This window comes from Streptomyces sp. NPDC026673, assembly GCF_040638135.1.
Classification (GTDB): domain Bacteria; phylum Actinomycetota; class Actinomycetes; order Streptomycetales; family Streptomycetaceae; genus Actinacidiphila.
Map to the genome: position 1 here is coordinate 54,744 of NZ_JBEZXR010000014.1, position 14,894 is coordinate 69,637.

A 14,894-nucleotide genomic window follows, 5' to 3' on the forward strand; every position below is an offset into this window, starting at 1 on the left:
TCACCTTGCCTGGACCGATCAAGGTCCAGGGCGAACCTGCCCCTGGAGCCACGTCGGCGCGGCCAGGTCGACCAACTGGCTGTTGAGGGACATCACGAGGTTGGAGAGGAAGACATCGCCGGCGCTTGGGCACGCCAGATCTGTCGAAGCGGGGATGCCGAGGCGTACGCAGGTGGTCACGATGCGATGGGTGCGGGCCGTGGTCAGATCGTGGGTGCGTCCCGGGCAGAGCACAAGAAATCCACACGATCTCCCCTTACGGGTCGGTGATGACCTGGGGATTCACGGCGTGGCGGCGGTGCTTGCCGGAGTAGTCAGCGCGGCCGTCACCGGCCCGGTCGCACTCGGGAGGGTGCCGTCCACCAGCACATAGCCCGCATCGGCTGCGCGCAGTGCATGGGCCAGGCCGGGAGCACGGCGGGCAAGGAGACTGGTGACGGATCGGACGTAGGCGTGGGCGGCGCCGACGCTGATCCGGAAGCCGGCAGCGATCTGCGCGAGAGTTTCGTGCTTGCGCAGGTACACCAGCACGGCCAGGGCCCGCTGTGAGGGCCGGGGATTGCAGCGGCGCCGCAGGGCGAGCCGGGTGTCGCAGTCGAAGGTGATCGCGTGGAACTTCCTGCAGAATTTACCGAAAACCTATTGACTCGCTACATATGTTGTGGATCGTGGTTTATAGGCCATAACACCGAAAGAGTTGCAAAGTCGATGAGACGTCCAGTCGGCGGAGTGACTTGGACAGGATGTGGTTCAGGCCCCCGGCAAGCCGGCGCGATACCGAGGCGACAGTGACGACTGAAGCTTCAGGACACGCGCAGATCTACCGGGGACTGTTTTGCCCTCGGAGCCTTCGCACGGGCCGAGCGCCGGTGCGAAGGCTCTGGCACGTCCGCTCTCCCAGCGGAATCGAAGAGCAGCGGACGTAGCCCGTTCCTGCAGGCGAGACCTGTTCATGGGAAGTTTGCCTACTCGATCAAGGCGCTCCCGCCACGCACAGCGCGACGGCGCGCGGCGCGACGCCTCGGGCCGACGCTCCTGATGGGGACGTAAGCGTTGGGGATGGCCGGCCCACGGTGAGCCGTATCCGCTCCTGAGGCACCGACCTCATAAGACAGAGCCGGGCCCGTGTGCCGGTCGTCCCGGGCATTCGCCGGGGACGCGTGGCCCGGCGGGGCCCGGGCCACGCTCCAGCCTTCGTCCCGCTCGCCCGGCCCCTCCGGGCCACGCCACCAGGAGCGTCGAAGTCGTTAGCGTCGTGGACCAGGCCGCTGGCAGGGATCACCTCTCACCGCATCGGGAACCACAGAGTTCCCCTGCCGACCGGGGGCCCCGCCGGTCGCCGGGGATCGCGAACGGCTGATCGGATGACGGGCCGCATGAGCCCTTCCATTAGGGAGCCGTGCATCCCTGCAAGGCTGTGACCAGCGCCAACACGGAGGGGGAAACCCATACCCAGCGTGTTCTGCGAGATCGACTGGGCCTGCGAACACCACGACGTGGTCCTGATCGACCAGGACGGAACCCCGTTAGCCAAACTCCGCATCAACGCCGCCGGTCTGACCCAGCTACTGGATCTGCTGGCCGACCACGGCGACACCCCCGCGCTCCCGATCCCGGTGGCCATCGAGACCTCCCACGGACTGCTGGTCTCCTGCCTGCGCGCAACCGGCCGACCCGTCCACGCCATCAACCCGCAAGAAGTCCGACCACCTTACGAAGGCAATCGACATGCCGTCCCAGTCGGCACGGGCTGCCGCGTCAGTGGTCGCTGGTTCCTTCGCGCGGCGTCACCTGTGACGCCGGAGTAGCGGATCCGAGGAGCCCGGGCCCTGCAACTGCCCCCGTATGGCGGCCGGGTGCGGCCTCGCCCTCAAACCGGGCAGCTTGCGTACTTGTGGTCGCGTCGCGAAGGCGCCCTCCGCGACGGCCGGAGGCAGGCGCGGCCCCTGAAGCGGGAATCGGCGGGCCGCTCGCCGGTGCTCGACGTGAAGGCCGGTGCCGGGGCTCTCCTGAGAGTCATCGGTCCGACCCATGAACTCGCATGGAAGCTGGTGGGGTTGGGCGTCGACCATGGTCTGCCGGCGCCGGCCCTGATGACGGGCATGAACACGCCGCTGGGCCTGCCCGAGAGCAACGCCGCTCGACGTCCCGCATGCGTCCAGGTGTTGGCGCGGCGGTGGCCTGGCCGACAGCGTCGAGCTGACCCTCGCCCTCGCCCTCGAGGGGCTCGACGCGGCGCGCCTGAAGGACGTCGCCCCGGCGAACCCAATCAGAAACGCACCCTCTGACGGATGAACCCTCCCCCACGGCCCGGCGCCGGACACCCGCGTCGTCCACGGCCCGACACCGAGCGACCTGCAACTCGGCACGTGAAGGCGGGCGTCGTGCCGGGCGATCGCCCTTGCGGCAGATGGGCCGGTCAGGAACTGGGGATGCCCATGACGTCGAAGCGCTGCATGAGGGAGGGCTTGCCCCGGTGTGCGGCGCGCAGTTCGCCGGCCCGACGGTCGAAATCCACGGTGCCCCCGGTGCGGGCCTCCAGGGCGCGCAGGTCTCCGAGGAGTTCGACAGCAGCGTCGTAGGCACCGGCCTTCTTCTGAGCGATCAGGCCGTCGACCTCACTCCACGCCTGTTCGGTGTTCTCGGCGAGCTTGACCAAGCGTGCCTCCTGCGCCTCGGCGGCGGCCCGTGCCCGGGCCTGCTCGGCCGCGGCCTGAGCGACTTTCTCTCGCTGCCTGCGGTCGGTACGACGGCGGTAGGCCATGTCGAGGAGTTCGGCCGCGGTGCGCCGGCCGGTTACGTCACGAGGGCCCGGGATAGTGGTCGCCGCCCGATAGCGGGCCAGGAGTCGGGCCCCTGGGGACGCGGTGGTCAGCGCCGCCTCGACGAGGAGGGCGTCCTTGTCGGCGGCGGGAAGACCGGCGACGAAGGCCGCCAGAGCCGTCGGGTCCAGGACCTCCGTGGTGGCGGGCCGGCTGTCCTCGGCGGCGACCGCCAGGAGGTCCGCGTCGACGCCCAGGAACTCCGCCAGGGCACGCTGCGGGCCGGTGAGCGAGGCCAGTCCCGCGGGCACGGGCGGCTCGACCTCGCGGGCGTAGTTCTCCTCGTCGTCCTCCGCGAGCTCCCAGGCGGTGAGCCCGGCAAGCCATGCCACGTACAGCGCCCGCAGGTCTCCCGCCGCGAGTTCGACGCGCAGCCCCACGAATGCGGAGAGCGTGTAGGACGTCTCGAATTCCCACTCGCCGCCGTCCTCCGAGGACACGGAGAAGTCCAGCAGCGTGTGTCCGGACTGGGTCCAGACGCCGAGCGCATCCTCCATCGCGTACGCGGTGGCCTCCTTGGCCGGGAGCGAGCCGTCGGGCAGACGCAGGACGAGGCGACGGCTGCCCCAGTTCGCGTAGTACAGATGAGCGTCGTAGAACTGCTCGACCAGCCTCGTCGTATCGCCGCGGAAGTCGCCCCAGTGGTATTCGTTGACGAAGCGGGTCGGGGTGATGTCGGCGCGGGTGGACAGCGCGCGTACCTGCCTGACCTGGTCCTCGTCCAACGGGCGGTCAAGCGCAAGGAACTCGTAGTACTGGTACTCGCTCACGACTTGGCAGCCTATCGGCCCTACACCCTAGGTTTGGGTCAGCCGCGGAGCCATCCGAACAGCCCATTGCCGCGCCGCTCGCGCTCCCACTCCGCCTCCGCTTCGGCTCGCTCGGCCGCGACGCGCTCGCGCTGTGCGCAACAGCGCGGGCATTCATCGCCGCGGGCCAAGCCAGGGGCATCGTCGGGGTCGACGTCGCCGCCGCAGGTCGGGCAGGGCCACAGCGAGGCCTCCCATTGCCGGTACTCGTCCTCCTGCCGACGTGCTTCCTCCTCCTCAGCTGCCCGCTGGGCGGCACGACGTTGTTCGTCTCGACGGCCGTAGGCATGCAGGTCGTCGGGGTTGCGCAGGGCATCGGTGAGGGTCTGGGCCGAGTCATGTCCGAAGCGCCACCAGATCGCCCCGCACGGGCCGTGCTGCTGCAGCCGGTCCAGTGCGGTGGCCAGGACGGGCACCGTGCCGTCGTAGTCCCGGTACCCGTCCCGCTCTCCGGTGTTCCCTATCGGGCGGCCAGGACGCCACATGCCCTGCCAGTGCTCCTCGGATAAGCGCGCGACCTCATGTATCCGTGCTTGCAGGGCCTTGAGACCGACCTGCTTGGTGAACACGAACGCCACTGGCGGGAAGCCTTCGCGAACAGACGCCTGCCAGAGGGTCGTCCACAGTGGGACTTGCTGCCCGTCCTGGTCCTTCACGGTGCGCTGGAAGAACCGGCGGTAGCGAACGATCTTGTCGGCCACCTTGGCCGCTGGTTCGGTGCCGTTGTCCACCTCCACGAACAGCACCGGCAGCCCGGCCTCCGGCGCACTCAGGACCCCGTCGGCGCGCAGGCTGCCCTTACCCGGCGTAGTGAACGTGCCGGTGACGGGGAGAGCGACCTCGGTGTGCCACCCGCGAAGTTTGCCCAGCCCCGGGGGCCTGGCAGGCAGCGGCTCAATCAGCCCGGCGGCGGGCGGTGTGCCGCGGCGGGCAACCGGCTTGGTCGGCTCCGGCGGTGACTGCAGGAACGCGTCGATGGTGTCGGTCACCTTCACCGCGTGCGCCGCGCCGGCCCTGGCCGCCTCCCGAGCGGTACCGCCCATCTCACCGAGCGGCCGGTCCAGCTCGGTCGCGGCCACCGCCAATCCGGCCGTGGTGAGATTCCACAGGTGCTCGCTGACCGGCCGCCCCAACGGGTTCGTGCCGGTTACCTTGCCGACCGACTCCAGCAGCCCGGCGTCGCGCAGGTCCTTGCACGCGTTGCGGACGGTCTGTACGTCGGCGGTGCCCGGCAGGACGAGCTGCCGCAGTTGCGCGACCGTAGTGACCTTCACCACGCCGAGCGCCAGCAGGACCAGACTCCGCGTCCGCGCCGTCGACCCGAACCGCCACCGCGTCGTGCCCGTCATCGCGCTCGCCCTCCCCACCGCTCCCGGCACGGCACCACCCCACCGGCGGACCCGCCGTCCGCGCCGCCACGGCGGCAGCCGGTGATCCGGGGCTGGGGCGGGCATCCCGAGGCCCTACCTCACGACCCCTACACGACCACTCCACCACGCCCCACTGACACACAAGACAAAGAGCAGCAGGAGTAAAGGGGTTGTCGAGGCGTCCGCCATCGGTCAATGCGCGGTCTGACCTGCGGCATCGCTGCACACGAGGTGGAAGGTCACCGTAGGGCGCGGTGTAGGGAGGACTGTAGGGAACGGTGTTGGGGCGTTTGTACGCACCGACGGCAAGTGCGGGTCACGAGCCGGAGAGGCCCACAGGCCGTACAACGCGCCCGCCCTAGCCGCCCAGCCACTCACCGCCTGGGACCCCGCGAGAGCGATGGCGTGCCCAGGCGGAGGACCTACAGGCAAACCAGCCCCCCGCCTCGCCACGATGTCCGACGGTCTGCTGATGCAAAGTCCGCCCGCCTGCTCGTCGCCGAGGGTCGCGATCCACCAGGGCGCTCAGTGCATCAGCCCGACACCACTCACCGACCACCGCCTCAGTCCTGGTCGGTGAGTGCGGCCGCAGTAGTCGGTGAGCTTCCTCTCGGGCTGGCCACTCTCCATCGTGCTTCAAGCAGGCCCGATAGCCGGGAGTGCATTTCGTGGCGCATGCGCTGTCGGGGGGAGTCGTCCGGGCCGTGAGGATGCCGCCATGGGGCGATCATCACTTCTGGGTGTCTGGCCTGGGTCCGCGCGACGGCGGCTCCCGCTTACGGCAGGTCCCGCTCCTCCGCCCTGAGCACGTACGTGCCCACGTCCTTCTCGGAGTGCGTCAGCCCCTCAGCACGTACCCGCTCCATGGCACGTTGCGCCGTCGAGTTGACCACGCCGAACTCGGCCGCAATCTGCACCACGCTGGGGAGCTTGCTGCCAGGCGGATAGGCGCTGTCCGTGATCCGCTTCATGATCACGTCAGATGGCGCCTGCCGGTGCTGGTTGACCCGCGGACATCCTGGGGCACTACGCGGAAGGGTTTGCCGGAGGCATCGGGTCAGCGACGAAGGTTCCGCGCGCCGGCCGAGTGACCACAAGCCCCGCGTCCCGAAGGATGCTCAGCGCACGGCGAACAGTGCCCGGACCAACCCCGTATTCGTGCGTCATCACAAGTTCGCCCGGCAGACGCGCCCCCGGAGCGTACTCACCGGAACGAATCTTGCGCTCAAGAATCGCAGCAAGTTGCTCGTACACGTATTCGGGCGAGTCGGCACTGATCTTGTCCACGCTCCGACCGTAAGCCGCTACTTACAACCACGCATTACCTAGAACTACTACCAACCACTACCTACTACTACCTACTACTACCTACTATCGGCTAGGCTCGTTCGCCCAGACAACAAGACGCCCCGGCAGGAAGCGGCTACTTCCGTACCGGGGCTCACCGAGAAATGGAGTCTCGGCTATGTGGCACCTTATCGCCGCGCTCGTTGCGTGGTTCCTGCCTGCTCGTGGTCGTCGTCGGGCGGAAGCCCCCCAGCCGGCGCAACGCGTACGTACCTCACTGCCTGCCTACCGCTCACCGCGCCCGGCTGAGGTGATCAACGCTGACGACCTGCCGCTCGTGCCCCGCTATCTCGTCGCCTTCGAGCTGCGCCGAGAGCAGCAAGCACAGCGTGAACGGCGCACGGCGGCAGTGCTGGCAACCATGGGCATCGACTACGCGCCGGAGGCTGTGGCGTGAGCGCGACTGCGAAGCCTTGCGGACAGCACCAACCCGGTCGTGAGCCGTCAGCACTGGACGCCGCTACCTCTCCTGCGTCCCGCCAGCAGACCACGAAGGGCACCAAATGAACGGCTTCAACGAAGCGTGGTCCGGCTACCTGCCGGTCGTGGACGCGGAGGCTGCGCGCGGCGTCGCGGGACTGCGACTGCCTCCGTGGACCGGGCCGGACGGGAAGCCCGCCTACACCCCGGACGACAATCCCGAGGGGATGATCGCGCGACTCGCCGACCGCATGGAACGTGAACAACTCACCGCAGCGTCAGACCTGCTCGAGCTTGCCCGTCAGACGCTCGCCGTTACTGAGCCGCTGACCCCGGACCAATCTCGTTTCGTCGTGGCCCGTCTTTGCGACGTCCTGTCGAACACGCTACGGGTCGCCGAGTCACGCGGCATGCGTCTGACGACCGGAGGCGCCGATGCGTAGGCGCGAAGCTCCACTGATGACTATGCGCGTATCGCGCGACGGCGGGCAGACGTGGGGGCGCCGGCTGCGCTTCCACAGCAGCGACAACCTCAAGCCCCTCCAATCCTCCGTGTGGCCACCGTGCGAGTGCCGCCGATGCATGCCGGGGCTGCACCGCACGTAGCGAGCCGGCCGAGCAGAGAGAGGCCCTGTAGCGACCTGCGGATTCCCGGGTCGCTACGGGGGCCCTGGTGCCCGGTTCGTCTCGTGGCCTCAGCGGGGCTCAGAGCTCCCAAGCACAGAATGAGTGCGATGCCTGTCTGCACGGCTCCACGCACGGGTACTGCGCATCGTGATGTCCACGCGGGGCGACCGAATGTCGCAGGCCAGCCGATCACCCACCTGCGCCAAGCCGTGCGGCGGCCCCCTCCTGGTCGCCTCCCTGACTCTCTCGTGAGCCGCTCCCCCTCTTCGACCGGGGCCGCCACAGAACCCGCTGTCCAAGGACCTCACTCCGTCAGACGTCGGCAGTCTGCCGCTCCAGACCCACCAGCTCGCGCAGCTTGTCGCGCGTCTCCAGGTCAGTCGCATACACCACCGTGCCGACCATGCCCCGAGTGAGCAGGACCTTGTAGGTGTTCCTGATCAGCCGGTCCACGTCGGCGTCGGGCGTGGACTTCTTGAAGACCGGGTCCTTGGACTTCGTACGGTCGGTGACCCAGCGGTACGTGCGCCAGACAAGGTCGGGACCGATGATGACGCCGGACCAGTCGTACTCGAAGCCCTGCGCGGTGTAGACACAGCCGATCTGGCCGAAGCCGGCCGGATCGGTTGCCCATAGGGCCGACTGCGGAGCTCCGGAAATCGCGCGTTCTCCGCGCAGGTTCCAGGGGCGAGCCCAGTCGCCGATCACCACGTCCGGCGGGAGCGGGTCGCCGGGCTTGGGCTCCGGTGACCACGGCCAGCAGTAGCCAGCCGACATCCGGGCGCCGTAACCCTGAGCGCGACGCTCCTCAAGGAACGCCTCCATCTCCTGCGGGCTCTCGGCGACCAGAAGCTGCATGCGGTCGTCGGGATCCCACGTCACCGAACCGCCGGGCTCCAGACCGAGCAGCCGTACGACCCACCGCAGATAGGCATCGCTGCCGCCGCAGCGGAACTGGCTGTCGAGCGGCACGACGCGACAGGTTAGCCCCTTTCGTTCGGCAGCCGTCTTGATCTCTGCCACGGTGCCCATCTCACCAGGACGCACCACCTGGTGTTCGTCGAGGAGGAAGACGGGCACCCGGGCGACGTCGATGAGCTCGTCGATCTGCGGCTTGCCCGTCCGGTGGGCAGACGAGGTGTAACGGTTCGCGGAGGTCTCGCGGATGCGGTGGGCCTCGTCACAGACCACGACGTCGAGAGTGTTCTTCTCGGCCGTCATGAAGCTGTTGAAGTACTTGAAGAGGTCCTGGACCTCCCGCTTCCGGGCGCCGGCGACCTTGCGCATGGTCTTGGTGAAGGACTGCGAACCGGTGGCGTGCAGAGCCGGCACGCCCTCCCGGTACAGCTCGCCAAGCAGGGAGAGAGCGATGACGCTCTTGCCGGTCCCCGGGCCGCCGGTGACGACCACGACCTCCTTGTGGTCGGACCGCTTCGCCTTACGCACCGCGTTGAGCACCATGCGATAGGCGACCTGCTGCTGGTCGAGGAGGATGAACTGCTCTCGCTCCCGCACCTCCTGCGCCGCCACGGCCATCAGCTGCTTGGAGGGGACCGTCTTGCCCGCAAGGAGCTCGTCGGCCGCACGGGCCCCCGAGTGCTTGTCGCTCAGCCTGGCACGGAGGTGGTCGAGGAACTCGCCTCTGGACTCGGCGGTGAACAGTTGACCGCGGTCGTCGAGCTCGATTTCGCGCAGGCCGCTGACCCCGAACTCGGTCGCGTTGTGGAGGTAGGCCACGCCGCCGACCCGCTTGGGGTGCTCGGCGACGGCTCCGTTGAAGTTGACCAGGTATTCGCAGTAGCGGCGCACCTGCTCGATGGGGTTGAGCACAGGGTGCGCGTAGGCGTCCACCAGGCAGAGGGCCGGGTCGTCCTCGTAAGGGGCCGCCTGGCTCCACTGCTTCAGCTCGACAATGACGTAAGACGGCTCTCCGGTGGACGGGTGCACCCCGGCGAGCACGGCGTCGGCCCGCTTGCTGTTCAGCGGCAGCGCGTACTCCAGCATGACCTCCACACCGCCGAGCCCCGCATCGTTGAGTGCCCCCACCAGCGCCGGGATGCTGCGCTCCCAGGAGCGGGCCTCGGAGGTCCCCGGGCGATAGCCGTGCATGTGGACGAACTGTTCGGTCAGGCGGTGGTAGAGCGACCCGTCGTGGGCCATGACGGCGACCGTCCTGGCCGACTCGCGGAGCAGCAAGGAATTCCCCCAGGCAGCACGAAGTGACTCGTGCGGGTGGGGGCATGTCCTTCGAGACTCCACCGGAGCGGAGCGGAAGCCCGTCGGGCCGCAATGATGTGATCAAGGGTACTCATGAGGCTGGCGGCGGTGAAGGTTCTTGTTTGCCGGCGGTCTTTCGGTATCGCTCGGTGTCCTCGCCCTGATCACGTCTGACGCCCGGAGCCTCACGCACCCGGGTCCGTCTTGAGATCCGTTCGGTCCGGGTAGCCCGCGGTCCGTTCAGTCAACCGCGACGCTGTACTCCGGCCGTCCCAGGTGCTGCAGCACGGTCTGGTGGGCCCGCCAGCCGTCGGGGAACTTCGGCGGGACGTCCAGGTAGACCGGTGAGGTGGAAGGGTGGCGGTCGAGGAGGTCCCGGATGCCGGCGCGGCCGATGACGATGCAGGCGTGGCGGTGGCGGGAGAGCAGGACGCAGAGGCGGCCTGTTTCGAGGTGGAAGGCGCTTGCGTCGGCGCGCCCGGACAGGGGGTGCCAGACGAGGGTGACGTCGAACTCTCGGCCCTGAAGGCGGTTGGCGGTGTCGACGGTGATGTCCGCGAGGTGGGGCCCTTGGCGGTCGAGGTGTTCGCGGACGGCTGCGACCTGGTCATTGTGAGCGGCGCCGATGGCGATGCGGGACGCGGTGAGCTCGGCTGCTACGCCGGACGAGTGCGTGAGGGCGCCCCGCTGGAGCAGGCGGTTGGCGGTGTCGGCGAGGGCAGCAGCGAGGTCGCCGTCGGTGCGCAGGGTGTGGCGGTGGGGTAGTTCGAGGTAACCCCATCCCGTGGCGGCGGCCTTCTCGAGGACCTGGTCGACCGGCGTGCCGCCGAGGGCAGCGGTGGCCAGGGTGAGGATCCGGTCGCCGTCGCGCGTGCCGGGGGTGAAGGGGTAGAAGGGGTAGAAGGCCTGCTCCACCAGAGGCGCGGCGGAGGCTGGCAGACGCCAGGAGATGGGCAGCTGGTGCAGGGGCATCCCGGTGTTGTGGGCGAGGGCGACGTCTACGGCGTTGCGCAGCGGGTCCCAGGTGAGGCCGGCCCAGCGGTCGGTGTCCACGGTGGCGAAGGGGTCGAGCTGGCCGGGGTCGCCGACGAAGAGGGCGTGGTCGAAGAGTTTGGCGGTGCGCAGCAGCGCGTCGGAGCGCATCTGGTAGGCCTCGTCCACGATGGCCCAGTCCCACGAGACGTCTTTGACGAAGGCCCACTTCGCCGCGGTGGCGACGACGACTGGGAAGTCCCGCAGGTCGCCCACGTCGGCGGACAAGGCGACGTTGTCGAGGCCGAGGATGCGGCGTGGGGCGGTGTAGCCGCTGGCATGGAGGCGGCCGATGCGCAGGTCGGGGCGGTCGGTGGCGAGGCGGGTGACGAGGTCGTCGACCTGTTCGTTGGTCTGGGCGACGATCATGACGGGGCGGTTCTGGTCGGCGAGGTGTCCGGCGGAGCGGACGACGAGGGTGGACTTGCCCGCGCCGGGCGGCGAGTCGACGACGATGCCCCGTTGATTGGTGGTGTCCAGATCGTGGAGCACGGCGGAGACCGCGGCGTCGGCACGGGCGCCCGGGCTGCCCGAGCCCTGAGGGGTGGGGGACGTCGGTGTGGTCATTCCCAGACCTCCTTGGCATCGTCGTCGGTCGGCTGGTAGCCCTCGCGCGGGCCCCCGTGCGTCCAGGGGACGTCGGTGTCGTCCGGCACGGCGGCCGTGGTGAAGTGGCCACCGAGGACGGTGTAGAGGAGCTCCTCGCCGAGTTCTGGGACGGCGCCGGGAAGTGCCGGAGGTTTCTGCTTGCCGAGCCCGCCGGAGAGTTCGAGATCGACGTCGAAGCCGTCCTCCGCCTCGCGGATGTCGATGATCACGGCCTTCTGGCCGGTGCGGGCCGGACTACGCACGTCCTTGCCGTCTCCGGTGCGCGGCCTGGTCTCGGTCCGGAGCGTGATCAGGGGCCGGAACACCGCGCGCTTGGGTCCTTGGACCATGCGCTCGGCATCCCTGGCCACCACCTGGCCGGCGAAGGCGGCACCGTCAAGTTCGTACTCGGCCATGACCAGCGGATCGTCGAAAGCGCGGTCGGTCTGGTAGCGGGCGACGGCGTCCTCAAGGCGGGCGAGGCGGCGGGCGGCGCCCGCCGCGTGGTCGCGGCGCGGCTGCGGTGCTCCGCCCTCGGCGATGTACTGCGAGCGCAGGGTGAAGGCCGTACGGTCGTACGCCCAGCGGTCGGCGACGGTCCGCCCGGCCGGCAGGTCGCGCAGTAGGTCAATGCCGTGCCACATGTCACGCCAGGTGGGTTGCAGTTGGGTGCGCAAATCGGATTCGAGGGCGCGGACGGCGGCGGCCTGGCGCTGCTCGTCGTCGGTCGCGCCAGCCGCGTCGTAGGCCGCGATCAGCTCGACCAGCAGGCGGTCGAAGACCGGGTCGGTGGCCGGGCCGGCGGGCGGGTGCTCGCCGGGGTCCTCGGCGAGGAGAGCGGCTTCGGGGCCGGTCAGGCCGGTGGGCGGGTCTATCCAGCCCAGCGCTGCTGCCAGGTTGCCGTCCTCGCTGCTGCTCTGGCCGGTGGCCCAGTGCGCGGTGAGCAGCCCAGTCATGCTCAGCAGCAGACTGGAGCCGGGGAACTCGCTCTGGTCGCAGGCCCAGGTCAGCCAATTGCCGAGCAGCGGCACGGCCGGGTCGACGGCGTGTTCGCCGGTGGTGCGGCGCAGCCTGGTGGAGCGGCCGAGGAGACGGGTGAAGGCCAGACCGCCGGGGTTGGGCAGGAGGATCTGCGGGGCGTCCGCGTAGCGTTCGCGGGTCTCCTTGCCCCGGGCAGCCGTATAGGTCTCGGTCTGCTCACGGCACGAGTCGAGGTACGGCAGGAGCAGCGCGCCGAGTTGTTCGGTGAAGCGGAAGCGCTGGGTGCGGTTGCGCGGCTGGGGTACGACCAGCAGGTGCGGCTGGTCGCGGTCAGTCCCGGCCATGGCGGCAAGCGGCGCGCAGGCCTCACCGGCCAGCTTGAGCGGGATGAGGACGAAGGGCCGCTCGGCGATGTGGGTGTGCCGGACGGTGGTGACCGGCTGGGCTCGGCCCGCCTGCTCGGCACGGAGTTTGGCGAGGGCGGTGAGGGTGCTCATGCGACGCCTCCGATCCGGCGTGCGCGCAGCCGGTCGGCGGCGCGGAGGCGCTCGACGATGTCGGCCTGAGTGGGGTCGGGTTCGAGTGCGGCGTCGATGAGACCGAGCGCGGTACGGGTGGAGTCGACGCCGGGCAGTTCGTTGCGCACAGAGGTGCCCAGGCGGGCCGGTTCGCAAGCGGTGGTGGCCTGGTCCCGGCAGTACTGGGCGAGTTCGCAGAAGTCGAGGCAGGAGGGGCTGTAGGCGGCGGTGAGGTCGTCGAGGGCGTCGGCGAGTTCCCGGCCGGTACGGGCCGGCCTTCCGTCCCGGCCCTCTGACAGGTCGAAGCTGGCGTCGGCCGGGAGCATGGCAGCAAGGTCCTCGGCCCGGTCGAGGCGGCCGAGTTGGAACTCGATCGCGTCCAGCTTCTGGCGCAGGTCGACCAGCCTGCCGTACGGCTGGTTGGCGAAGTCCTTGGGGCAGATAAGCAGGAACTGGTCGGCGACGGCGTCGGCGGCCGCTTGCGCGTCCAGGCCGACGGCGAGGAGCGTCTGCCGCAGCGCGATGACGTAGACGGCGGCCTGTTTGGCCGCCTCGGCGACCTTGCCCGGGTCGGCCTGGCCATCGATCGCGGCGAACGACTTGATCTCGGCAATGTAGAACCTGCCGCCGATGCGGTGGGTGACGGCGTCGGGTTCCAGGTAGGCGGTCTGCCCGGCGACCTGCAGGGTGAGAACGGGGTGGTCCAGGATGAGACGCTCGTCGGTGCCTTTTGTGACACGACCCAGCAACCGGCGGGTCTCGGCGGCGCGGAGCTTGAGATCGGGGTTCTGGCCGACCGTGTTGAGGTCCGCCACCCCGGCCTCGCGGACGGGTACGTCGAGCTCCGTGCGCAACAGGGTGAATAGGGCGGCGTAGCCGTCGGCCTTGACCAGCTCCTCGAACGCGTTGCCGCGGGATATCGCGAACGGGGACTGCCCGAAGCGGGCGTCGAAGCCGACGCGGGCGGCGAGCGCGTTCTTGTCGACGCCCGCGGCGTCGAGCACGGCGCGGCGGGCACAGCCGGGGTTGGCGGTCAGCGCGGTGATCTTCCGCGCGGTGTACGGCTGCGGGGCGATCGGTCCGCGCAGGCGCGAGAGCGTGTCATCGGTGCTGGGCGACGGCGCCATGGCATCTTCCTGGGTGGTGCGTGCGAGCAGAGATGGAACAACGGTGATCGGGCGGGGTCGTTAGGAGCCGTCGGTGCCCGTTTGGTCGGCGAGCCCGAGTGCCGGTGCGCCGAAGAGTTTCTGCGTATCGGTCAGTTTGCGGGCGCGCTGTGCGGCTGCCTGCCGTTGTTCGGCGTCGTCCGCGGCGTGGACCTCGGATTCCGTCGTGGCGGCGCGGATAACCCGTTCCGGGTCGGCGGCACCGAAACCTTCGTGGGCTCCGGGTACGTTCTGCGCGAAGCGGTGCAGGAGTCGCCAGGCGGCGTCCGATGGCTGCTCGCCGGTCGCCTGGATGCGCTGTATCTGCTCGGCGACCCTGACGGCTTGGGTGAGGAAGTCGGTGCGTGGGCCGAGCGGCCCGACGATGCGCTGTTCCAGCGGCCAGGTGGACAGGGCGAGTAGCCCTCTGGCAGGCGTCAGCCGGTCGTGGGTGAGGGCCGCGCAGATGTAGTAGGGGCGCGCGTAGGCCTGTGCGGCGAAGGAGCGCTCCTCGTCACGTCGCAGCGACGCCAGGCGGGTGGTGACGATCGTGTCCGCGAAGAAGGCCTCGTGAGCGGCGGAGATCAGTTTGGGAGCGGCGCTGGCTCCGAGGACGGTGAGCGCCTGGTGCACCTGCTCACGCACGGGGATCACGCCGCCCACGGCACGGGCGAGCGTCCTTGCCGGCGAGTCCGGTCGTGGCCGCAGCGGGGGTTCGGTCGGCCGTGCCGCGTCCGGGCCCGCGCCCGCTGCCTCCGCGTCCAGCGCGTCCAGCGCGTCGTGCCACGCCTGCTCCGCGTCGCGCAGTTCACTTCGGGCCTTCGTCGCGGCAGCCTTGTCGCCCGCGCGCGTTGCTTCGCGCAGAGAGGCACGCAGGTCCGTCATCCGCTGTTCGAGTGCTTCGAGTGACTCGGGCATGTCGGCAGCATAGCCCAGACTCCACTCGCTTCCAATGTTTTCCAAAGGGTTCCAAAGTTCGACCAGACCGCGCTACGCTCCTGGCAACCGCACGGCTCCA

General features: G+C 69.5%; 11 protein-coding genes and 2 pseudogenes. 3 read left to right on the forward strand and 10 right to left on the reverse strand.

The genetic code is table 11. From position 1 onward, the window contains the following. Positions 1 to 150 precede the first annotated feature (150 nt). A pseudogene (locus tag AB0F62_RS13245) lies at positions 151 to 570 on the reverse strand (transposase family protein); the annotation flags it as partial. A gap of 878 nt (positions 571 to 1,448) precedes the next feature. On the opposite strand from AB0F62_RS13245, the pseudogene AB0F62_RS13250 reads away from it, so the two are divergent. Further along, positions 1,449 to 1,694, forward strand: a pseudogene (locus tag AB0F62_RS13250) (transposase); the annotation flags it as partial. A 725-nt stretch (positions 1,695 to 2,419) separates the two neighbouring features. On the opposite strand, the gene AB0F62_RS13255 reads toward AB0F62_RS13250, so the two are convergent. The 4 genes from AB0F62_RS13255 to AB0F62_RS13270 all read right to left on the reverse strand — a co-directional run bounded on the left by AB0F62_RS13255 (position 2,420) and on the right by AB0F62_RS13270 (position 6,288). Further along, complete coding sequence (locus AB0F62_RS13255) at positions 2,420 to 3,592, reverse strand: hypothetical protein (protein WP_361796527.1); 1,173 nt, start codon at positions 3,590 to 3,592, stop codon at positions 2,420 to 2,422. 38 nt (positions 3,593 to 3,630) lie between these two features. After that, positions 3,631 to 4,980 (reverse strand): replication-relaxation family protein, encoded by a 1,350-nt coding sequence (locus AB0F62_RS13260; RefSeq protein WP_361796530.1) that lies wholly within the window; start codon positions 4,978 to 4,980, stop codon positions 3,631 to 3,633. Between the two features lie 797 nt (positions 4,981 to 5,777). Further along, positions 5,778 to 5,972 carry a GntR family transcriptional regulator gene (locus AB0F62_RS13265; protein ID WP_361796533.1) on the reverse strand — a complete coding sequence of 65 codons (195 nt, stop codon included), beginning with the start codon at positions 5,970 to 5,972 and terminating at the stop codon, positions 5,778 to 5,780. A 55-nt stretch (positions 5,973 to 6,027) separates the two neighbouring features. After that, the gene (locus AB0F62_RS13270; RefSeq protein ID WP_361796536.1) at positions 6,028 to 6,288 is read right to left on the reverse strand and encodes a winged helix-turn-helix domain-containing protein; all 261 of its coding nucleotides are present in this window, start codon (positions 6,286 to 6,288) and stop codon (positions 6,028 to 6,030) included. Between the two features lie 178 nt (positions 6,289 to 6,466). On the opposite strand from AB0F62_RS13270, the gene AB0F62_RS13275 reads away from it, so the two are divergent. Together AB0F62_RS13275 and AB0F62_RS13280 are read left to right on the forward strand one after the other, a co-directional pair. Further along, positions 6,467 to 6,745, forward strand: a complete 279-nt coding sequence (locus AB0F62_RS13275; protein WP_361796539.1) for a hypothetical protein — start codon at positions 6,467 to 6,469, stop codon at positions 6,743 to 6,745. 106 nt (positions 6,746 to 6,851) lie between these two features. Continuing rightward, positions 6,852 to 7,211 carry a hypothetical protein gene (locus AB0F62_RS13280; protein ID WP_361796542.1) on the forward strand — a complete coding sequence of 120 codons (360 nt, stop codon included), beginning with the start codon at positions 6,852 to 6,854 and terminating at the stop codon, positions 7,209 to 7,211. Between the two features lie 496 nt (positions 7,212 to 7,707). On the opposite strand, the gene AB0F62_RS13285 is transcribed toward AB0F62_RS13280, so the two are convergent. The 5 genes from AB0F62_RS13285 to AB0F62_RS13305 form a co-directional block, all read right to left on the reverse strand. Beyond that, positions 7,708 to 9,591: a DUF2075 domain-containing protein gene (locus AB0F62_RS13285; RefSeq protein WP_361796545.1), complete on the reverse strand. Its 1,884-nt coding sequence runs from the start codon at positions 9,589 to 9,591 to the stop codon at positions 7,708 to 7,710. Between the two features lie 261 nt (positions 9,592 to 9,852). Beyond that, positions 9,853 to 11,211 (reverse strand): AAA domain-containing protein, encoded by a 1,359-nt coding sequence (locus AB0F62_RS13290; RefSeq protein ID WP_361796548.1) that lies wholly within the window; start codon positions 11,209 to 11,211, stop codon positions 9,853 to 9,855. After that, entirely contained in the window at positions 11,208 to 12,710 is a 1,503-nt protein-coding gene (locus AB0F62_RS13295) for a hypothetical protein (protein ID WP_361796551.1), read from the reverse strand. The genes AB0F62_RS13290 and AB0F62_RS13295 overlap by 4 nt, the downstream gene beginning before the upstream one ends. After that, positions 12,707 to 13,858 (reverse strand): hypothetical protein, encoded by a 1,152-nt coding sequence (locus tag AB0F62_RS13300; RefSeq protein ID WP_361796554.1) that lies wholly within the window; start codon positions 13,856 to 13,858, stop codon positions 12,707 to 12,709. Before AB0F62_RS13300 ends, AB0F62_RS13295 begins: the two co-directional genes overlap by 4 nt. Before the next feature lie 60 nt (positions 13,859 to 13,918). Next, positions 13,919 to 14,794, reverse strand: a complete 876-nt coding sequence (locus AB0F62_RS13305) for a hypothetical protein (protein WP_361796557.1) — start codon at positions 14,792 to 14,794, stop codon at positions 13,919 to 13,921. Positions 14,795 to 14,894 lie beyond the last annotated feature (100 nt).